Origin of the sequence: Microbacterium suwonense, assembly GCF_030296555.1 — a bacterium.
In the GTDB taxonomy this organism is placed as follows: domain Bacteria; phylum Actinomycetota; class Actinomycetes; order Actinomycetales; family Microbacteriaceae; genus Microbacterium; species Microbacterium suwonense.
In genome coordinates, this window is the sequence record NZ_AP027728.1 from 1,971,098 (window position 1) to 1,990,229 (window position 19,132).

A 19,132-nucleotide genomic window follows, 5' to 3' on the forward strand; every position below is an offset into this window, starting at 1 on the left:
GTCAGACGGCCGGTGAAGTACGCGTCGAGCTGCGACAGCGCCTCCCGCAGCAGCGGATCGTCACTGTCGGCCCGAGGACCGGCAGCATCCGTCTGCCAGAACACGCGTGTGATCGCCGCACCATCGCTGACCACGCTGACGCGACCGACCGGGGTCGAGATCGCGCTGTGGAACGTCATGCACCGAACCTACCCGTCCCCGCTCGGACAGATACGACAGCGAATCGCGCTCGCGCTGCACTTTCTGGCGGGCGCGCCAACGATAAGTGCAGCGGATGCGGAAAACTGCAGCGCGCGCAGGACCGAGGCCAGGTTCGCCTGCGCCGGCCGTCGACGAGAAGAACCCGGTCGTCTGATCGTCACTTCCCGCCCGGGCCACCGACCCGGATCCGACCGGGCAGGAAGGGCAGCACCGGTGCCCGGTACTCGAGCGAGGGCGCATGGTCGGGCTGGAGGACGGCCTCCGCCTGCCCGAAGCGCCAGATCCGGTTGAAGAGGAACACCCCGATGGTCACCGGCTCGTCGACCGGCACCTGCCAGGTTCCGATCCCCCACTGCACCGGCTGACCGCGACCCGCGAAGACCAGCGTCGGCCGGATGAACCCGTACAGCGCGAAGCGCGGTTTGCGCAGCACGATCTCGACGCGGCGGACAGGCTGTGCGGTCATGCTCCGAACGTACCAATGGCGCAACTGGTCGGTGGTCGGCCCGTCACATTCCGGCATGCCCGTTGTCGGGCGCTGATGGCTGCTACGCGTGCTGGGTCAGAGCAGGTAGTGCAGCAGCAGCTCGTCACCGGCGCGGAGCACGGATGCCAGCTGCGCGCCCGCCGGAGCGTACGATCCGCGCGCGATGCGGCCGGCGTCGCCGGAGTCGAGCGTCGGAGCGACGGTCAGATGCAGCGCGTCGACCGCGCCGGCGGACAGCAGCGAGCCGAGCAGGTGCGGCCCGCCCTCCGAATGGATGCGGTGCAGCCCGCGGGCAGCCAGATCATCGCGAAGACGACCCAGATCGGCATCCGTGTCCCCCACCGTCACGACGTCGGCGACCATCGCCAGCGCCTCACGGCGCTCGGCAGGAGCGGATGCCACGGTGTAGACGATCGGTCGCGCGGGAGCCTGCGTGAACAGCGGCGAGGCCGGATCCAGCGACAGGCCGCGGCTGACCGTCGCCAGCACCGGGTGCGGCGGCATCCCGGCATCCGTTCGCCACGCGACCGAGGCCTCCGAGACCCGCAGCCCGTCATACCCCTCTTCGCGCAGCGTCCCCGCCCCGACGAGCACGACATCGGCGGGCCGGCGCAGCAGTTCGAACAGCCGACGGTCCGCCGCGTCGCCGAGACCGCCCGACAGGCCGTGTCTGGTCGCCGCGCCGTCGATGCTCGCGACGAAGTTCGCCCGCAGCCAGGTGCGCCCCTCGGGGAAGGCGGTCTGCGCCAGCAGCGCCTCATCGTCCAGATCGGATGCCGGATCGGGCCAGATCCGGTCGATCGTCGCGTCATCGGATGTCATGGCGCTGCTCAGACATTCCTCGTCGGATGGGTGTTGTGCTCGAGTCGCACCGGCTGCCGCCAGCCGAGGATCGCCTCGATCATGCGCACCGCGTCGACGGTCTCGGGGATGTCGTGCATGCGCACGATCCGCGCGCCCTTGAGGACGCACGCGGTCATCGCCGCCAGCGATCCTGGCAGCCGCTCCCCCTGCGGCCGGTCGATCGACTCGCCGATGAAGTCCTTGTTCGAGACCGCGACCAGCAGGGGCGCATCGATCGAGGCGAGCTCATCGAGCCGGCGAGTGATCTCGAGCGTGTGCAGGGTGTTCTTGTCGAGGTCGTGGCCGGGATCGATGATCAGGCGGTCGCGCGGCACACCGGCCGCCTCGGCGCGTGCCATCCGCTCCACGAGGAACGCGCGCACCTCGCCGACGACGTCGTCGAAGTGCGCGGCCGGCTTCTCGGCACGGGGAGGTCCGACGCTGTGCGTGATCACGACGTGCGCGTCGCTCGCCGCCAGCACCTCAGCCATTCGCAGGTCACCCAGGCCGCTGGTGTCGTTGATCACGGCGGCGCCAGCCGCGATGGCCTGCTCTGCGACGTCGGCCCGGTTCGTGTCGACCGAGATCACCAGCTCTGGCCGGGCCGCGGTGATCGCCGCCACCACGGGCACGACCCGCTCGATCTCCTCTGCCGTGCTCACGGCGGGACCGCGACCGAACGGCACTCCGCCGACATCAACCCAGTCCGCGCCCTGATCTGCCGCACGCAGTGCGCTCTGCACCGCGCGGTCGAGGGCGAAGGTCGCGCCCTTGTCGTAGAACGAGTCGGGGGTGCGGTTGATCACCGCCATCACCGCGACCTGTTGCGAGAAGTCGAAGTCGCGGGTGCCGATGCGGCGCAGCATCCGGTGGCCGGCGGCGCCGGCATCCGTTCGCGTCGCCGCCCGCTCGGCGTCCGTCCCCTCGACGCCCGTCACCGAGCCGTCCCGACGCTGTCCCGGACGGCGTCGGAGGCGTCCCAGTCGTTGGCGTGCATGGCCGCGCGCACGGTGCCGGCCTTGACCCAGTAGGCGCGGAACGCGCCGCCGTTCGCGACGTCGGTGTCACCCTCGATGTCGACGCGGTCGTAGCCGTCGGGGCCGACGCTGCCGAAGTACTCCATGCCCAGATCGTACTGATCCGTGAAGAAATACGGCAGGTGCGTGTACGGCTCGGCGCCGCCGATCAGGTTGTGCGCGGCCACCTTGCCCTGCTCGATGGCGGTGTCCCAGTGCTCCACGCGGATGCGCCGGCCGAGCACCGGATGCTGCTGATTGGCGACGTCGCCGATGGCATAGATGTCAGGATCCGAGGTGCGCAGCGTCGCGTCGACCAGCACGCCGTGATCGACGTCCAGCCCGGCCTTCTCGGCGAGTTCGGTCGCCGGGATCGCACCGATGCCGACCACCACCAGGTCAGCTGCGGCCATCGCAGCCTCGTTCACCGGGGTGCTCAGCCGCAGGTCCACACCATGGGCGCGGTGCAGATCGGCGAACAGCTGGGCGACCTCGGGCCCGAGCACGCCGATCAGCGGCAAGTCGGCGACCTCGTAGACGGTGACCTCGGCATCCTTCTGCCGTGCCGCGGATGCCACCTCCAGACCGATCCAGCCGGCGCCGACGATGACCACCTTCGCCCCGGGCGTGAGCGCCTCGAGCAGGCGGGCGTTGTCCTCGACCGTGCGCAGGTAGACCGGGTTCGCGACGCGGTCGGCCACGTCGAAGTGCCGGGGCGAGGCGCCGGTGGCCAGCAGCAGCTTCTCGTAGCCGTGCTCGGTGCTCTCCCCGCCGGCGACCGGCTCGGCGCGCAGCGTGTGCGCGGCGGTGTCGATGGAGACGACCTTCACGCCGCGCTCCAGACACACCCTGTTCTCGGCATACCAGGACTCGTCGTGCACCCGAGCCTCGTCGACCTGCTTGGCGCCGAGCAGCACCTCCTTCGACAGCGGCGGGCGCTCATAGGGAAGGTGGTCTTCGGCGGAGTAGATCACGATGTCTCCGTCGTAGCCCTTCTCCCGCAGTTCCGTGGCTGCGGTGGCTGCCGCCAGCCCTCCGCCGACGATCGCGATGCTCATATGCTCATTCCTTCCCGATGGTGGTGATAGACGGATGCCGATGATCGGCGCGCGCGCTTCAGTGCGCGCGATCCGCGGCGAGCGCGAAGAACTCCGCACGGGAGCGCGCGTCGGTGCGCAGGATGCCGCGCAGTGCCGACGTCGACGTCTTCGAGCCGGTCGCGCGTGCGCCGCGCAGGGTCATGCAGGTGTGCGTCGCCTCGATCACGACGCCGATGCCGCGCGGCTGCAGGCGGGCGGCGAGTGCGTCGGCGACCTGCACGGTGAGCCGCTCCTGCGTCTGCGGGCGGCGCGCGTAGTGGTCGACCATGCGCGGGATCTTCGACAGCCCCACGACGCGGTCGGCGGGCAGGTAGGCGACGTGCGCCACGCCGGTGAACGGCAGCAGGTGGTGCTCGCACATCGACTGCACCGGGATGTCGCGGATCAGCACGAGCTCGTCATAGCCCTCGTCGTTGGCGAAGGTGGTGAAGTCGAACGGCTCGGGCGAGAGCAGTTCGGCATAGGCCTCGGCGAAACGTCGCGGGGTGCGGGCGAGGTCGGGGGTCTCCGGAGCATCCGGGTCGATGCCGAGCGCGCGCAGGAACAGCCGGCCGGCGTACTCGGCCGCCACGAGGTCGACCGGCCGCGGGGCTGCTTCGACTCGCGTACGAGTCGGGGCCGTCGGCTGGGGCTGGGTCTCCAGCGCGTCACCGTCTTGGACAACCGTCATCGTCATGCCGAACCTCCTGTGCGTGTCCTCCCATCAGACACCCGTTCGTTTCTAAATGCAAGTGCAATTTATTTTAGAGATGAGAGGGGAGGTTGGCGGCATCCGACTCAGACGAGCTCGCTCACCAGTTGCTCGATACGGGTGCGGATCTCGTCGCGGATGGAGCGCACCGCCTCGATCCCCTGCCCCGCCGGGTCGTCGAGCTGCCAGTCCTCGTAGCGCCGGCCGGGAAAGAACGGGCAGGCATCTCCGCACCCCATCGTCACGACGACGTCCGAGGCCTGCACCGCATCGGCGGTGAGAACCTTCGGCGCCTCGGCGGTGATGTCGATGCCGAGTTCGGCCATCGCCTCGACGGCGATCGGGTTGATCCGGTCGGCGGGCAGAGACCCCGCCGACCGCACCCGGATGCGGTCGCCGGCGATGTGGCGCAGGAACCCGGCAGCCATCTGCGAGCGCCCGGCATTATGCACGCAGACGAACAGCACCTGCGGCGGGGTCGTGTCGCGGTCTCGTCGCGCGCTCATCGGACGTGAATCGACGATTTTGACGCGGCGATGTGCATGCCCCGACTCTACGACGGATGCCGAACCGCAGGCATCCGTTCCGGATCACGTCGGATCGTGGTTCGCTGCTCGATGCGTCGCCGGCCGAGCGGGCACGTCTCCAGCGGGTGCGGCTATGTTGCCCTGATGAAGTGGATTCTCTATGACGTCGGCGGCGTGCTCGAGATCGTCGATGACGACACCTGGCCGCAGGAGCTGGAGGAGAGCTGGAGTGCCCGCCTCGGCTTGCCTGTCGTTGAGCCGATTCATGATGCGGACGGAGTCTGTCGCCTCATCGAAGATCGAACGCATCACCGCCTCTGCGACCGATTACGCGAAGGCGCTGGCAGGCAACCGCTCGAATTCATCGGCGACAAGCATGGTAGCCGCCAGCACTGCCTTGCATTCGCTTGTGACCGATGTCGGTGAGAAGGGCAGGTTCGCACTCAATGATCTGCTCAGGGCTCATCATGCGCTGATGCAGGCCGATCCTCTTGAGGCGGAATATGCGGGACGTTTGAGAGACATGCAGAACTGGATCGGCGGCAGCGACCACTCACCGCGCGACGCACTGCATGTCCCCCCAGCCCCGGAGCGCGTGCCCGCCCTGATGGACGATCTGATCAGCTATCTCAACCGTGATGACGTTCCGGTGATCGTGCAGGCTGCGATCGGGCATGCCCAGTTCGAATCGATCCACGGTTTCACCGATGGAAACGGTCGCATCGGCCGCGCTCTGGTATCAGCCGTGCTTCGCCGCCGCGGTGTGACGCGGAACGCTGTCGTGCCGATCACGAGCGGCCTGCTGGCCATGCGGGACGAATACTTCGCTGCTCTGGGTGACTACCGTCAGGGGCACCCGACACGGATGATCGATCTCTTTGCTCGGTCCACGCGAGTTGCGGCGGTGTGCTCTCGTGATTCCATCGCCCGAATCAAGGTCCTGCCCGAGACGTGGATCGCCGAGCTGCGACCACGCGCGGGATCCGCCGTTGCTGCACTGATCCCCGCGTTCTACGACCATCCCGTCATGACAGCCGCCGCGATCGAGCAGCAGTCCGGATCATCGGCTCAGCAGACTTATAAAGCCATCGTCCGCCTCGAAGAAGCCGGTTTCATCCAGGAGATCACCGGCCGCAAGCGCAAACGCGTCTGGGTCGCATCCGAACTGATCGCCGAGCTCGACGATCTCGACCGACGCATCCAGACCGCCATGGGTCTGTGAGGTTCACGCCCAGCCCCGCAATGAAGATCGTCTACGCCACCGACGCGGTGACGGCGTGTACCAACGGCGCCATCGCGAGCCGGTCACGACAGGTGCTCCGCGCGGGCATTCGATTCCGTTCTCACACCGGGCGCTGCTGAGCGGTCGCCGCCCACGCCGCAAGACCGAAGTACGCCAGCGCCGGTGCACGCCGGAGCACGCGATACCCCGAGAGGCGAGAGCCCATCAGCCGACCCGCTCCACCGGCGGCAAGGCAGTAGAACACGTCGCAGAGCAGACCGATGGCCGTGAACATCACACCGAGCGCGAGCAGCTGCGGCCACACGGGTCGAGACGGGTCGACGAACTGCGGGAGGAACGCCAGGAAGAAGAGGATCACCTTCGGGTTCGCCACTCCGAGCACGAAGCCTCGTGCATAGGCACGATGCCATGACTCCTGCGCCGCCGCGGGCTGCTCCTCGGCATCCGGGCGCAGACGCAGGCTCCGGATGCCGAGCCAGACCAGGTAGCCGACGCCCACCCACTTCAGCAGCTGGAACAGGACGGCACTCGTCGCGATGATGACACCGAGCCCCGCGGCCGTCGTGACGGCGAACAGGAGCGTCGCCGTCTCCACGCCCAGCGCAGAGCGCCATGCCGTCCGCGGCCCACGAGTGAGAGAGGTCGTGACGAGGAACACGACGTTGGGACCGGGCATCAGTGCCAGGCCGAGGACTGCGAGACAGAACACCGCGACGTCGGAGAGGGACATCCCTGGCATCATCGGCGAGCCTCGTTCCCTGTCACGTCATGGGTCTGTTCGGTGAGTGTCCACGCCGTGAAGGCTTCGACACCGTCGACCACGGCCTCGAACCTCGGCGAGTGGAACACATCAAAAGAGTGCTGGCCGCCGGGGAGTTCGGCATAGACCACGGTGTTGGCGCCTCCCCCGCGAGTCAGCTCCGCGAAGTGCCTGGCCGCCTCGACAGTGCCCCAGCCATCATTCGTGCCGTGCGCGATGAACAGCGGTGGCGTGCGACCCGTGAAGTGGCCCTGCGGCTGGAGCACCGATCCCGGCTCGTCGGGAGCCGCACCGAAGTAGTGCCCGTAGTACCCGTACAGCAGGATCGCGCCGCTGACCGTCGTGTCGGAACGCTCGAACCCGGGCTGGAAGCGGGGGTCGTTCGAGGTGAAGGCGCAGAGCCCTGCCAGGTTGGCTCCGGCAGAGCTGCCCGCTACGAACACCTTCGTCGGATCGATGCCATAGACGTGCCCGTGCTCACGAGCCCAGGCGATCACCTTCTTCGCATCGATCTGGTGATCGGGAAAGTCGACCTCAGGGCGCAGCCGGTAATTGGCGCTGATGCACACCCACCCGCGGCTCGCCAGCCGGGTCAGGAGTGGTCTCGCCTCGTGGCTCTTCCTGCCGCTGGTGAAGCCGCCCCCGTGGAAGTAGATCAGCACGGGTGCGTTCGACGGAGCGTCGTGGCGGCGGTAGATGTCCATCAGGTTGCGCCGCCCGGCATCGCCGTAGGAGACGTCTTTGATCCGTTTCACATCGGGTCGCGCCAGCCAGAACGGGATCAGCAGGATGCGCAGCCACGGCCGATGTCGAGGCAGCGGCGACGTCACGCGACCTCGCCAGCCGGCACCCAGCCCACGGTCCAATGCACGCGCGACAGCGCGGTCGCTGCGCACCCCTCGCCAGGCCACGATCACGAGGCCTGCGAGCACCACACCGGCGAATCCCGCCGCGATGCGACCGGACGGCGAGTCCAGATCACCCTCGGAAGCCGCGAGGGCGGTGGAGGCGATCAGAAAGTAGATGGCCAGGAACGGGACCTCGTTGATGACCATGCCGAAGAACCAACTCGACTTCGCGAGCAGGTCCGGGCGGCGGGGTGCGGCGGATGCGAAGAATGTGCACCACGCGAGGACCACCACGGTGATGATGTATCCGACCGGCCAGGTCATGGTCGCCTCTCTTGCGGCGTGGCTTCATCGCCGGCGCGTCGGTAGTCACGATGGTGCTCCACGAGCCTCTGCAGCAGGGTGACCAGCTGGCGCCGTTCCTTCGGCGAAAGCGGTTCGAGCAGTTCGTCCTGCGCCGCGGAGGCGGCTGCCTCGAGGTCGGCCAGCGTCATCCGGCCGCCGGGCGTGATCTCGACGGTGTTGCGACGGCGGTCCTGCCGGTCCTGCTTCCGCGCGATCGAACCTTCCGCCTCCAGTCGCTTGAGGATGGCGACCAGGTCTCCGAGATTGATCCCGAGACGGCGGCCGAGGAGCGCCTGGCTGATCGCACCGTACTGGGCGAGCCCAGCCAGGACCGCGAAGTCGGTGCGCCCGGTGGAGTTTCCGAAGGCCTTCACCACGAAGCGCCGAGCATCCACCGCTGCATGCCCGAGGAGCCACGTCGCCAGGGCCCAGAGCTTCTCCGGGGGCGACGCGGCTTCAAGGGATTCCGTCTTCGTCATGACAGGCACCCTAACAGATCATTTGCGGCACAAACGATTAAACCTTCCCTCCACGTGAGACCAGCGATCGCGACATCTCACGCCGGCCGATCGATCAGCAGGTCGGCGACCACTTCCGGAGCTTCGCGCATCGCGTTGTGGCCGGTCGGGATGTCGCGCACCCGCACCTACGCGCTCTGCAGCGCGGTCTCGTCCATGGGAGTGATCGGCATCCCCGTTCCAGTGGTGATGAGCATCCGCAGACTCTGGAGCGCATGACGCGACCAGCCCACCGAACAGCCCTCGAAGCATTCCAGTTCCGGGGTGAGGCCGACGTGGGTGAAAGTCAGCCGTGTCCCACCTTCGACCGGCTCGATGTCGAAGGCGATCTGGCTGCCCGCCCACTCATCGACATCCGGCGAGGAGGCGAACCAGTTCTCGAGGACCCGCCAGACGACTCGTCTGCTCGGCGTCAACTCGACGACCCGCGCATGCGTGCGGTGGATTCCGGGCACCTCGTAGACGAACTCTCCGAGCCGATCCGTGTCTCCGGTGATGCGCTGCGACCACCAGCCGCGCACGTCGGTGACCGCGTCGTAGACCTCCCCAGGAGACTGGGGCACGTCGTAGGAGAAGGTGTAGTCGATTCCGGTCATGATCATCGGTCCATTCGTCAGCATTCGTCGTCGGTACTTGCATCATGCAAGGCTCTACTGTCGCACGCTCGCTTTCGTGATGCAAGTATTCCGGTAGAATCGGATCATGCTGGGCAGAACATACGACGACGAGGTGTGCTCCATCGCGCGGTCACTGGAGGTGATCGGTGAGCGCTGGAGCCTGCTGATCATCCGCAACGCCCTCTTCAGCGGCACGACCAGGTTCGGCGACTTCCAGCAGCGACTCGGCATCGCGACCAACGTCCTCACCTCGCGACTGGACGGCTTCATCGCCACCGGACTCATGGAGAAGGGCAGTGGCTCAGCGGGCGCGGAGTACCTGCTGACCGAGAAAGGACGCGACCTCCGAGGAGTGCTCGTCGCACTCACCGACTGGGGCGACCGCTGGGCGGCACCCGACGGCCCGCCGATCATCTACCGTCACGACAAGTGTCCGGGCCAGGTGCACAGTCAGCTCGTCTGCGACAGCTGCGGCGCAGACGTCAGCACCGCAGCAGCCTCACGCGGACCGGGCATGCCGGACGAGCGCTGGACGGGCACGATACGGTGACGCGGGCCTCAGGCAGAGGTTCGCGTCCATGAGATCGCCGGACAACATGCGACCCCACAAGATTTCCGTAACCAAACCTTTACATTCGTTACCGCGCCGTTATACACTCATCACACGGTGAATGTTTGCTGTGGCATACACCGCATGTGATTGCAGGACACTCTTGGTGCAAGGGACAAGGGCCGGCCGGAAGCCTCTCCGACCGGCCCTTACTGCGTCCCACGCTGGATGTCCCCACCCGCGGCTACGCTGATGTCCATGACCGATCGTGAACTCGCCCTGCGCGCCTGGGAGAGTCTGTTCCGCGCGCAGCACGAGCTGTTCACCGAGATGGTGGGCGACTTCGACGGCTCCGGCCTCGCACAGGGCGAGTACGACGTGCTGCTGACTGTGGTGCGCTCGCGCGGCATGACCGCACGCCTGCGCGACATCACGGCGAACATGCTCATCAGCCAGCCCAGCGTCTCGCGACTTGTCGATCGGATGGTCGCTCGCGGACTCATCACGAAGGCGGTTGATCCCGACGACGGGCGCGGTGCGGTGATCACGGCGACGGATGCCGGGGCCAGCGCGTTCCGTCGGGTCGCCACCGTGCACGGGCGCTCGATCGCCGAGCGCATGTCGCGACTCGACGACGCAGAGCTGCAGACCTTGCATGCCCTCACCGAGAAGCTCCGCGATCGCTGACGCTCACGATCGGCATCCGACCATGATGCCGACACAGCGAATCTGGCAGAGTTGACCGCAGAGCCCTAACCGGGGGACAACAGGGAGGTCACCTATGGAGATCGCTGGTGTAATCGGCATCCTCATCATCGTCGGAGTCGCGGTCGTCGCGGCCATCATCATCGGACTCATCCTGCTGCTGTTCGCACGCAGCTGGATCAAGGTCGCCCGCGCCGACGAGGCGCTGGTCATCTCGGGTCGCAAACAGAAGGTGCAGCGCACCACCGCCGCAGTCCAGCCCGACGGCAGCGTGTCGAGCACGCCCGAGATCGTCGAGTCCCCCGTCACCGTCATCGTCAACGGCAAATCGCTGGTCAACCCGATCACCCAGCGCCACGAGATCATCTCGCTGCGCTCGCGCCAGGTGTCCCTCAACGCCGAGGCACAGTCCCTCGACAGCGTGACGCTGAACGTCGACGGCGTCGCCATCGTGAAGATCGGCTCCGACCCGCTCTACGTGCGTCGCGCCGCCGAGCGCTTCGCCTCTCAGGACAAGGCCATCGAGCAGTTCACCACCGAGCAGCTCGAGGGTGCGCTGCGCGGCATCGTCGCGACGCTGTCGGTCGTCGAGCTCATGCGCGACCGCAAGAAGTTCTCCGACCAGATCGCCGCCGACGTCTCGCAGGACCTGGCCGAGCAGGGCCTGATCCTCGACTCGTTCCAGATCAAGGGCATCACCGACAAGGTCGGCTACATCCAGTCGCTCGGAGCCCCCGAGATCCACGCCAAGCGCCAGGCTGCGGAGATCGCCCAGACCAACGCCGACCGTGCGATCAACCAGAAGAACATCGCCAACAACGAGGCAAACCTGATCGAGCAGACCGCGCTCGACACCAACACCGCCAACGCGAACGCCGGCATCGGCCGTGCACGCGCCGAAGCCGAGCAGGCCGAGCACCTCGCCCGCGCCCAGGCCGAACAGGCCGTGCTGCAGCAGCAGGCCGAGAACCGTCAGGCCCAGCTGGATGCCGACGTCAAGCGCGTCGCCGACGCACAGCGCTACGAGGCCGAGACCCGCGCCCAGGCCGACCTCTTCACCCGTGAGAAGGCGGCCGAGGCCGCCGCGATCGAGCAGGTCAAGCAGGCCGAGGCACGCACCCGCATCGCCGAGCAGCAGGCCGAGGCCGACAAGGCACGGGCCGCCGGTGAAGCCGCCGCGGCCGAGTCCATGGCCAGTGGTGAGGCCAACGCGCTGCGCGCCAAGGCGGATGCTGAGGCCGAGGCACGCCGCCTGCGCGCCAACGCCGAAGCCGACGCCATCCGCGCCGAGGGTGAAGCCCGCGCCGCCGCCGTCGAGGCCGAGGCGAAGGCCATCGCCTCGAACCAGGAGGCGTTCCTGTCGCAGCGCGTGCTCGAGGTGCTGCCGTCGATCATGTCGGAGTTCGCCAAGGGCTACTCGGCGATCGGCAACGTGTCGATCATCGGCGGCTCCGGCGAGGACGGCGCCTCCAGCGTCGTCGGCAGCGACAACGCCAAGGCCATGCGATCGGTGTTCGACAGCGTCACCGCAGCGACCGGTCTCGACCTCGCCGCGATCATCCAAGGTCAGGCCGTCGGTCGCGGCTTCGGCTCCGGAGTCGCCCAGGCGACGGATGCCGCACCCGCAGCACCCGCAGCATCCGCACCATCCGCGCCGAAGGCTTCCAAGACCGCCCCGCAGAAGCCCGCCCCGCAGGAGCCCGCTTCGCCCGAGCCGGCCGCGAAGTAACCCACTCGCCGCCCCTGCGCAGCTGCGCCGCCCCTGCCCATCTACGCAAATGAGCAGGGGCAGCGTCGCTCAACGGGGGCGGCGAACGCCCTGACCGCGCCAGACTGGAGACATGATGTTCGACCTGGCGCGGATCGGTGAGGGGCTGTCGTTCGCATCCGCCCTCGACGATCTCACCACCGCGCTCGACGCAAGCACGTCCGCCGTCGTCAGCGCACCCCGGGCACCGGCAAGACCACGCTCGTGCCACCACTGCTGGCATCCCGTCACACCGGTCGCGTGATCGTCACCCAGCCGCGCCGCGTCGCCGCCCGTGCTGCGGCCCGCCGGCTCGCCCAGCTCGACGGCTCGGCGCTCGGCACCCGGGTCGGCTTCACCGTGCGCGGCGAGCGCAGCGTCGGCCCACAGACCCGCGTCGAGTTCGTCACGGCGGGGGTGCTGCTTCGCCGGATGCTGGATGATCCCGGACTCGACGGTGTGGATGCCGTGATCATCGATGAGGGGCACGAGCGGGCCATCGAGACCGACCTGCTGATCGGCCTGCTCGGAGAGGTGCGTCAGCTGCGCGACGATCTGACGCTGGTCGCCATGTCCGCCACCCTCGACGCCGATCGCCTCGCCACAGTCATCGGCACCGACGACGCGCCCGCCCCGATCGTCGACCACACCGTCGCAGCGTTCCCGCTCACCGAGCGCTGGGCTCCCAGCCCCGCACCGCGCATGGACGAGCGCGGTGTGACGTGGGCTTTCCTCGACCATGTGGCGCGCACTACGGCATCCGCCGCCGGGGAGCTGACCCGCAGCGATCCGACGGCCGACGTGCTCGTGTTCGTGCCGGGAGCCCGGGAGGTGTCCGAGATCGCCCGGCGTCTGCGCGAGGCGACGGACGGGTTCGACGTGCGCGAGCTGCACGGGCAGATCCCCCGGCCGAGCAGGATGCCGTGATCCGTGGCCGCCGCACCGATCAGCCTCCGCGCATCATCGTCACCACCTCGCTGGCGGAGTCCTCGCTCACCGTGCCGGGCGTGCGCCTGGTGGTCGACAGTTGCCTGGCCCGGCATCCGCAGCGCGATGCGTCCCGTGGCATGAGCGGACTGGTGACCTCCGCGGCATCCCGCTCCTCCTGCGTGCAGCGGGCCGGGCGTGCCACCCGCCAGGGCTCGGGCACGGTGATCCGCTGCGTCGACGAGCGCACCTACGCGGCCGCTCCCGCACGTCCCGCACCCGAGATCGCCACCACCGACCTCACCGATGCGGCGCTGCTGCTGGCCTGCTGGGGTGCACCGCAAGGCACCGGGCTGCGGCTGATCGACCCGCTTCCCGCCGACAGCCTGGCCGACGCCGTCACCGTGCTGAAGAGCCTGGGGGCCGTCGACGACGACGGGCGGGCGACCGACGACGGGCGGGCTCTGGCACGCATCCCCACCGATCCCCGCCTGGCACGCGCCCTGCGCGATGGCGGCCCGCTGGTCGGCTCACGTCTCGCCGCCGAGGTGGTGGCGCTGCTGGGCGGCGACCTGCGGCTCACGGATGCCGACGTCGCCGGCGCCATCGTCGCGCTGCGGAATGGGCGCAGGCCGGATGCCGGGCGCTGGGCTCGCGATGTCACCCGGCTCCAGCGGCTTGTCCCCTCCGCTCCGGGCATCGGCGCCGGCACCGACGCGGTCGGCCTGGTCATCGCCCTGGCCTACCCGGAGCGGATCGCGCGCCGCATGGAGCGCTCGGCAGACGGGGCGAGGTTCCTCCTGGCATCCGGCACTCGTGCGGGAGTGCGCGGATCCCTGGCGGATGCCGGGTGGCTGGCCGTCGCCGATGTCGCACGAGCATCCGGACGCGCAGCGGCGGGCTCCGGGGCGATCATCCGTGCTGCGGCGGTGATCTCCGAGGAGCACCTGGAGCAGGTGGCCGGACCGTTGATGACGGATCGTGTGGAAGCGCAGTTCACCGATGGTCGCGTGCAGGCGCGCCGCGAACGCCGCGTCGGCGCGATCGTACGATCATCGGGGCCGGTGCGCGCGACAGCCGATGAGGGGCGGGATGCCGTGCGTCGCGCTCTGCGGACGCACGGACTCGACGTCTTCACCTGGTCGGATGCGGCGGATCAGCTGCGCCGCCGGCTGGCGCTGCTGCACCGCGAGCTGGGTGCGCCGTGGCCGGAGGTGTCGGATGCTGCGCTGCTCGCGGACCTGGACGGCTGGCTGTCCCCCGAGCTCGATGCCCTCGCCGGTGGCACACCGGCCGGACGGGTCGACCTGGCATCCGCTCTGCGTCGACTGCTGCCGTGGCCGGCGGCAGCACAATTCGACGCACTGGCACCGGAGCGGCTCGAGGTGCCCAGCGGCAGTCGCATCCGCATCGCCTACCCGCCGGTCGACGACCCGGGTGCGCGTCCCGTCGTCGCTGTGAAGCTGCAGGAGTGCTTCGGCTGGGCGCAGACGCCACGCCTCGCGGACGGCCGGGTTCCCGTGCTGTTCCATCTGCTCTCGCCGGCTGGTCGCCCACTCGCGGTCACCGATGATCTCGCCTCGTTCTGGTCGGGGCCCTATGCGCAGGTGCGCGCCGAGATGCGCGGGCGCTATCCGAAGCATCCGTGGCCCGAGGATCCGTGGCAGGCCGCTCCCACGCGCCACACGAAGAACCGTGCCGCCCGGGGCTGAGCCGCACGCACTCCCCACCTGCCACGCCTTGCCCAGGTGGCGCATATGGTCGCATCCGCTCGCGGGAAGCGACCAGATGCGCCACCTGAAAGGGAAGTTTGGTGCCAGACAGGAAGTTCCACGAGCGGGGAGTGCGCGCGGCATCCGACTCCATTCCCTCAGGTGGCGCAACACGCCGCATCCGTGCTGCCGAGGCAGCCATACATGACACCTGAGTGAGAATGTCGGAGGTCCAAGATCCCACGGCGGGCGCTGGGTGCGTCCCTCTTCCCGCCCGCCTGCGTCACCCCTCCCATTCGCTCGCGTGGCGCAACACGCGGCATCCCCACGGGTCGTTGCGGCGTGTTGCGACCCGCGAAGCCAGGGGGCGCGCGACCCGAGGACCCACACCTACGGTGTGCGACGGCGCAGAGTGAGCGGAGCGAGCACCAGGAAGGCGACGGCGAACGCCGCCACGATCAGCAGCGGCGCACCGACGTCCCACCCCTCGTCCCCGGCTGCGACCGCCTGGATCGCGTCGATCGCGTGGCTCAGCGGCAGCCAGTCCGAGATGGCGTAGAGCACGTCGGGCATCTGATCGCGAGGCATGAACAGTCCGCCCAGGATGATCTGCGGGAACACCAGGAGAGGCATGAACTGCACGGCCTGGAACTCGGTCTGGGCGAAGGCGCTCGCCAGCAGTCCCAGCGCGGTGCCGAGCACCGCATCCACCACGGCCACCGAGCCGAGCTGCCACAGCGGGCCGTCGACGGTCAGCCCGCACACGTAGACGGCGAACACCACCGTGATCACTGCCTGCAGGATGGCCATGAGCCCGAAGGCGAGCGCGTAGCCGAGGATGAAGTCCGCCTTGCTCAGCGGGGTGGTCATGAGCCGCTCGAGGGTGCCGGATCGGCGCTCGCGCAGGGTCGTGATCGACGTCACCAGGAACATCACGATGAAAGGGAACAGCGCGAGGATCGGTCCGCCGAAGGTGTCGAACACGCCGTCCTGATCGGCGAACAGCCAGGCGAACAGGCCCACCAGCAGGCTCGGCGCCACCAGCATCAGAGCGATCGAGCGCGGATCGTGGCGCAGCTGCCGCAGCACGCGCGTGGTCGTGGCGAATATGCGGTTCATCGCTCCTCCCCTCTCCGGGAGCGCCGTGTGTCATGGCCGACATCGCGCTGGATCAACGTGAGGAAAGCAGACTCGGCATCCGTCTGACCGGTGTCGTCGAGCAGCCGCTGCGGCGTGGTGTCGGCGATGATGCGGCCGTCGCGCATGAGCAGCAGCCGGTCGCAGCGCAGCGCCTCGTCCATCACGTGGCTGGAGACCAGCATCGTGGTGCCGCCGTCGGCGATGCGGCGGAACAGCGCCCACAGCTCGGCACGCAGCACCGGGTCCAGGCCCACCGTCGGCTCGTCGAGGACGACGAGTTCGGGCGAGCCCAGCAGTGCGACGGCGAGCGACACGCGATTCAGCTGTCCCCCGCTGAGCGCGTCGACCGACTGATTCGCATGGGTGGTCAGCCCGACTTCGGCGATCACCCGATCGACGTCGCCGCGCGGGGCGCCGAGGACGGATGCGAAGTAGCGCAGGTTCTCGCGCACGGTCAGGTCGTCGTACACCGCCGACCCCTGCGTGCCGTAGGAGACCCGGCGACGCAGGGCAGGTGCCCCGGCCGGTTCGCCGAAGACCTCGACGGTGCCGCCGTCGGTGCGCTGGACGCCGACGATGGAGCGCATCAGCGTGGTCTTGCCGCAGCCTGACGGACCGAGCAGTCCGATCACCTGGCCGCGGGGGATGCGCAGGTCGATGCCGTCGAACACCACATGGCGCCCGCGCTGCACACGCAGGCCGTCGATCACCACCGCATCCCCATTATTCATCATGTGTTGAATTATTCATCGGAGCGGATGCCGCGTCAAGAGCATGCCGGACCGCTGCTGGCGTGGCGCAAATAGTCGCCTCCACGCACGGGATGCAGCAATACGCGCCACACGAAGAAAGACGGGCGGCCAACCTTCACCCCACCACATTCCTCACGTGGCGCAAATGGTCGCCTCCGCGCACAGGATGCAGCAACACGCGCCACATGAAGAAAGCAAGAAAGGAAGCGGGAAGGGGCGCTACTCGAACAGGTAGCGCTGGATGGTGGGGGCGATGCGTGCCACGAGCTCATCGACCGGCGCGTCCGCGATCCCCGGAAGCTGCACGACATAGCGGGCGATCAGCATCCCAGCGATCTGCGATGCCACCAGCGATGCCCGCAGCGCAGCATCCGGGGCATCCAGCTCCGCGGCGACGCGCGGCAGCAGCTCTCGGGAGAGGAACCCCTTCACCAGCGGAGCGGTCAGCTTGCCGCTGATGGCGGTGCGCAGCACGATCACCCCGCGCTTGCGCACCTCGGGGCGCTCGAACGACTCCAGCACGAAGCGCACGATGCGCTCCCCTGCCTCCTCACGCGGGCCACGCAGGATGCGGGGCACCTCCAGATCCGGACGCAGCGGGAACTGGGTGACCTCCGCGAACAGATCGGGCTTGGTGCCGAAGTAGTGGTGCACGAGGGCTGCGTCCACCTCGGCCCGCGCCGCGATGCCGCGCACGGTCGCCCCGTCGTACCCGTGCTCGCCGAACTCGTGCACAGCGGCGGCGGCGATGCGGGCGCGTGCGTCGGACTCACCCGGGGGCCGCCCCCTGCCGCGTCTGGTCGCCATGCCGCCAGCCTACGACCGGTTCAGCGCCCGAAGCTCCACCATGCTCCCCAGGCTCCCCGCACGCACCTTGCTCAGCACTCGATGACGTTCACCGCGAGGCCGCCCTCGCTGGTCTCCTTGTACTTCGTCGACATGTCCGCACCGGTCTGCCGCATCGTCTCGACCACGGCATCCAGCGACACATAATGCTGCCCGTCGCCGCGCAGCGCGAGCCGAGTGGCCGTGACTGCGGTGGAGGCCGCGACGGCGTTCCGCTCGATGCAGGGAATCTGCACGAGCCCGCCGATCGGATCGCAGGTGAGCCCCAGATGGTGCTCCATCGCGATCTCGGCGGCGTTCTCGATCTGCCGGTTCGTGCCGCCCATCACCGCGGTCAGCCCGCCTGCTGCCATCGCACAGGCCGAGCCGACCTCGGCCTGGCACCCGCCCTCGGCCCCCGAGATCGACGCGTTTGCTTTGAACAGCGAGCCCAGCGCGGTGGCCGTGAGCAGGAAGCGACGGATGCCGCGTCGCCGGTTCGCCTCGGCCATCTGCTCGTCGTCCAGCTCCTCCGGTGCGGGGGCGGATCCGCCGAAGCCCAGCAGTGCACTGCCGACCAGCTCGCCGTGCGGGGTCACCGCGTTGCCGATACCGAGGCCGGAGTCGGCCAGGAAGCGCCACCAGTACATCGCGACGGCGGGCAGGATGCCGGCGGCGCCGTTCGTCGGCGCCGTGACGACCCGGCCGCCCGCGGCGTTCTCCTCATTGACGGCGAGCGCGAAAGCGCCCAGCCATTCGCCGGGGAGCTCGCGGTGCCCGTCAGACTCGGCGGCTTCGAGCTGCTCACGGATGTCGGATGCCCGGCGCTTGACCTTGAGGATGCCGGGCAGCGTGCCGCCGGTATGCAGTCCGGCATCGACGCAGGCGCTCATCGCGTCCCAGATCGCATCCAGTCCGGCGGCCACCTGCTCCTCGCTGCGCACGGCGGTCTCGTTCAGGCGCGCGAGCTCGGCGATCGACAGTCCGTTCTCGTCGCACAGTGCGAGCAGCGACGCGGCGTCGGCGTAGGGATAGGGCTGCACGGATGCCGTGATGCGGGCCTGTTCGCCGTCGCGACGGATGAACCCGCCGCCGATCGAGTAGTAGATCTGCTCGGCGACCGTCTGGCCATCGGCATCCAATGCCCGCAGCGTCATCGCGTTGGGGTGGCCGGGGAGGCGGGTGCGCGGCGTGAAAGTGACGTCGTCCTTGACGAAGGGGATCGGGTGCCGGCCGGCAAGGTTCAGCTTCTTCCCCTCCGGCCAGCCCTGCCACGCCGCGCGCACGTCGTCGGGGTCGCACGTCTCGGGATGCAGATCCTGCAGGCCCGCGACCACGGCATCCGGGGTGCCGTGGCCGAGACCGGTGGCGCCCAGCGAGCCGAACAGCTCACAGGTGACCCGGGCGACCCGATCGAGCACGCGGTCCGTGTGGAGTCGGGTAGCGAAGTCGAGCCCCGCGCGCATCGGGCCGACCGTATGGGAGCTCGAGGGCCCCACTCCGATGGAGAACAGGTCGAAGGCCGAGACGTACGCAGTCACGCCCCCAGCCTACGTGCGCGGCCGACCGATCGGTCGG

The 19,132-nt window shown here is 68.8% G+C and carries 18 protein-coding genes and 2 pseudogenes; 5 read left to right on the plus strand and 15 right to left on the minus strand.

Annotation, left to right across the window (positions count from 1 at the left end; genetic code table 11):
- Positions 1 to 35: 35 nt before the first annotated feature.
- The 7 genes and pseudogenes from QUE33_RS09865 to QUE33_RS09895 all read right to left on the minus strand — a co-directional run.
- A pseudogene (locus tag QUE33_RS09865) lies at positions 36 to 179 on the minus strand (methylated-DNA--[protein]-cysteine S-methyltransferase); the annotation flags it as partial.
- Between the two features lie 179 nt (positions 180 to 358).
- Positions 359 to 667 carry a hypothetical protein gene (locus QUE33_RS09870; RefSeq protein ID WP_286299601.1) on the minus strand — a complete coding sequence of 103 codons (309 nt, stop codon included), beginning with the start codon at positions 665 to 667 and terminating at the stop codon, positions 359 to 361.
- Between the two features lie 96 nt (positions 668 to 763).
- Entirely contained in the window at positions 764 to 1,510 is a 747-nt protein-coding gene (locus QUE33_RS09875; RefSeq protein ID WP_286299603.1) for a dihydrofolate reductase family protein, read from the minus strand.
- Positions 1,511 to 1,518: 8 nt separating this feature from the next.
- A complete protein-coding gene (folP, locus tag QUE33_RS09880) occupies positions 1,519 to 2,469 on the minus strand; it encodes a dihydropteroate synthase (RefSeq protein WP_350226444.1) in 951 nt (316 codons plus the stop codon).
- A complete protein-coding gene (locus QUE33_RS09885; protein WP_286299604.1) occupies positions 2,466 to 3,605 on the minus strand; it encodes an NAD(P)/FAD-dependent oxidoreductase in 1,140 nt (379 codons plus the stop codon). Before QUE33_RS09885 ends, folP begins: the two co-directional genes overlap by 4 nt.
- Before the next feature lie 58 nt (positions 3,606 to 3,663).
- Complete coding sequence (gene folE, locus QUE33_RS09890; protein ID WP_286299607.1) at positions 3,664 to 4,323, minus strand: GTP cyclohydrolase I; 660 nt, start codon at positions 4,321 to 4,323, stop codon at positions 3,664 to 3,666.
- A 101-nt stretch (positions 4,324 to 4,424) separates the two neighbouring features.
- Positions 4,425 to 4,844: an arsenate reductase ArsC gene (locus tag QUE33_RS09895; RefSeq protein WP_286299609.1), complete on the minus strand. Its 420-nt coding sequence runs from the start codon at positions 4,842 to 4,844 to the stop codon at positions 4,425 to 4,427.
- Positions 4,845 to 5,094: 250 nt separating this feature from the next.
- Between QUE33_RS09895 and QUE33_RS09900 the strand changes: the two genes are divergently transcribed.
- Complete coding sequence (locus QUE33_RS09900) at positions 5,095 to 6,087, plus strand: Fic family protein (protein WP_286299612.1); 993 nt, start codon at positions 5,095 to 5,097, stop codon at positions 6,085 to 6,087.
- Positions 6,088 to 6,208: 121 nt separating this feature from the next.
- On the opposite strand, the gene QUE33_RS09905 is transcribed toward QUE33_RS09900, so the two are convergent.
- From QUE33_RS09905 to QUE33_RS09920, 4 genes are all read right to left on the minus strand, one after another.
- On the minus strand, positions 6,209 to 6,838 hold the full coding sequence (locus QUE33_RS09905) for a LysE family translocator (RefSeq protein ID WP_286299614.1): 630 nt from the start codon (positions 6,836 to 6,838) through the stop codon (positions 6,209 to 6,211).
- Between the two features lie 8 nt (positions 6,839 to 6,846).
- Positions 6,847 to 8,040 (minus strand): alpha/beta hydrolase, encoded by a 1,194-nt coding sequence (locus tag QUE33_RS09910; protein ID WP_286299616.1) that lies wholly within the window; start codon positions 8,038 to 8,040, stop codon positions 6,847 to 6,849.
- Positions 8,037 to 8,540 carry a MarR family winged helix-turn-helix transcriptional regulator gene (locus QUE33_RS09915; RefSeq protein ID WP_286299622.1) on the minus strand — a complete coding sequence of 168 codons (504 nt, stop codon included), beginning with the start codon at positions 8,538 to 8,540 and terminating at the stop codon, positions 8,037 to 8,039. Before QUE33_RS09915 ends, QUE33_RS09910 begins: the two co-directional genes overlap by 4 nt.
- A 167-nt stretch (positions 8,541 to 8,707) precedes the next feature.
- On the minus strand, positions 8,708 to 9,181 hold the full coding sequence (locus QUE33_RS09920) for an SRPBCC family protein (protein ID WP_286299625.1): 474 nt from the start codon (positions 9,179 to 9,181) through the stop codon (positions 8,708 to 8,710).
- A 100-nt stretch (positions 9,182 to 9,281) separates the two neighbouring features.
- On the opposite strand from QUE33_RS09920, the gene QUE33_RS09925 reads away from it, so the two are divergent.
- From QUE33_RS09925 to hrpB, 4 genes and pseudogenes are all read left to right on the plus strand, one after another.
- On the plus strand, positions 9,282 to 9,746 hold the full coding sequence (locus QUE33_RS09925; protein WP_286299630.1) for a winged helix-turn-helix transcriptional regulator: 465 nt from the start codon (positions 9,282 to 9,284) through the stop codon (positions 9,744 to 9,746).
- 258 nt (positions 9,747 to 10,004) lie between these two features.
- On the plus strand, positions 10,005 to 10,433 hold the full coding sequence (locus QUE33_RS09930; RefSeq protein WP_286299634.1) for a MarR family winged helix-turn-helix transcriptional regulator: 429 nt from the start codon (positions 10,005 to 10,007) through the stop codon (positions 10,431 to 10,433).
- A gap of 94 nt (positions 10,434 to 10,527) precedes the next feature.
- On the plus strand, positions 10,528 to 12,180 hold the full coding sequence (locus tag QUE33_RS09935; RefSeq protein ID WP_286299636.1) for an SPFH domain-containing protein: 1,653 nt from the start codon (positions 10,528 to 10,530) through the stop codon (positions 12,178 to 12,180).
- A 112-nt stretch (positions 12,181 to 12,292) separates the two neighbouring features.
- Positions 12,293 to 14,837, plus strand: a pseudogene (gene hrpB, locus QUE33_RS09940) (ATP-dependent helicase HrpB).
- Positions 14,838 to 15,227: 390 nt separating this feature from the next.
- On the opposite strand, the gene QUE33_RS09945 reads toward hrpB, so the two are convergent.
- From QUE33_RS09945 to QUE33_RS09960, 4 genes are all read right to left on the minus strand, one after another.
- Positions 15,228 to 15,956 carry an ABC transporter permease gene (locus tag QUE33_RS09945; protein ID WP_286299638.1) on the minus strand — a complete coding sequence of 243 codons (729 nt, stop codon included), beginning with the start codon at positions 15,954 to 15,956 and terminating at the stop codon, positions 15,228 to 15,230.
- Entirely contained in the window at positions 15,953 to 16,711 is a 759-nt protein-coding gene (locus tag QUE33_RS09950) for an ABC transporter ATP-binding protein (RefSeq protein WP_286299639.1), read from the minus strand. The genes QUE33_RS09945 and QUE33_RS09950 overlap by 4 nt, the downstream gene beginning before the upstream one ends.
- Positions 16,712 to 16,948: 237 nt before the next feature.
- Positions 16,949 to 17,536 (minus strand): TetR/AcrR family transcriptional regulator, encoded by a 588-nt coding sequence (locus QUE33_RS09955; protein WP_286299641.1) that lies wholly within the window; start codon positions 17,534 to 17,536, stop codon positions 16,949 to 16,951.
- A gap of 71 nt (positions 17,537 to 17,607) precedes the next feature.
- On the minus strand, positions 17,608 to 19,095 hold the full coding sequence (locus QUE33_RS09960) for an L-serine ammonia-lyase, iron-sulfur-dependent, subunit alpha (RefSeq protein WP_286299645.1): 1,488 nt from the start codon (positions 19,093 to 19,095) through the stop codon (positions 17,608 to 17,610).
- Positions 19,096 to 19,132 lie beyond the last annotated feature (37 nt).

Excerpts from the sequence above, each read along its gene's own strand:
- QUE33_RS09870 (WP_286299601.1), bottom strand. The coding sequence starts at position 667 with ATGACCGCACAGCCTGTCCGCCGCGTCGAGATCGTGCTGCGCAAACCG.
- QUE33_RS09875 (WP_286299603.1), bottom strand. The coding sequence starts at position 1,510 with ATGACATCCGATGACGCGACGATCGACCGGATCTGGCCCGATCCGGCA.
- QUE33_RS09885 (WP_286299604.1), bottom strand. The coding sequence starts at position 3,605 with ATGAGCATCGCGATCGTCGGCGGAGGGCTGGCGGCAGCCACCGCAGCC.
- folE (WP_286299607.1), bottom strand. The coding sequence starts at position 4,323 with ATGACGATGACGGTTGTCCAAGACGGTGACGCGCTGGAGACCCAGCCC.
- QUE33_RS09895 (WP_286299609.1), bottom strand. The coding sequence starts at position 4,844 with ATGAGCGCGCGACGAGACCGCGACACGACCCCGCCGCAGGTGCTGTTC.
- QUE33_RS09905 (WP_286299614.1), bottom strand. The coding sequence starts at position 6,838 with ATGTCCCTCTCCGACGTCGCGGTGTTCTGTCTCGCAGTCCTCGGCCTG.
- QUE33_RS09910 (WP_286299616.1), bottom strand. The coding sequence starts at position 8,040 with ATGACCTGGCCGGTCGGATACATCATCACCGTGGTGGTCCTCGCGTGG.
- QUE33_RS09915 (WP_286299622.1), bottom strand. The coding sequence starts at position 8,540 with ATGACGAAGACGGAATCCCTTGAAGCCGCGTCGCCCCCGGAGAAGCTC.
- QUE33_RS09920 (WP_286299625.1), bottom strand. The coding sequence starts at position 9,181 with ATGATCATGACCGGAATCGACTACACCTTCTCCTACGACGTGCCCCAG.
- QUE33_RS09925 (WP_286299630.1), top strand. The coding sequence starts at position 9,282 with ATGCTGGGCAGAACATACGACGACGAGGTGTGCTCCATCGCGCGGTCA.
- QUE33_RS09930 (WP_286299634.1), top strand. The coding sequence starts at position 10,005 with ATGACCGATCGTGAACTCGCCCTGCGCGCCTGGGAGAGTCTGTTCCGC.
- QUE33_RS09935 (WP_286299636.1), top strand. The coding sequence starts at position 10,528 with ATGGAGATCGCTGGTGTAATCGGCATCCTCATCATCGTCGGAGTCGCG.
- QUE33_RS09945 (WP_286299638.1), bottom strand. The coding sequence starts at position 15,956 with ATGAACCGCATATTCGCCACGACCACGCGCGTGCTGCGGCAGCTGCGC.
- QUE33_RS09950 (WP_286299639.1), bottom strand. The coding sequence starts at position 16,711 with ATGATGAATAATGGGGATGCGGTGGTGATCGACGGCCTGCGTGTGCAG.
- QUE33_RS09955 (WP_286299641.1), bottom strand. The coding sequence starts at position 17,536 with ATGGCGACCAGACGCGGCAGGGGGCGGCCCCCGGGTGAGTCCGACGCA.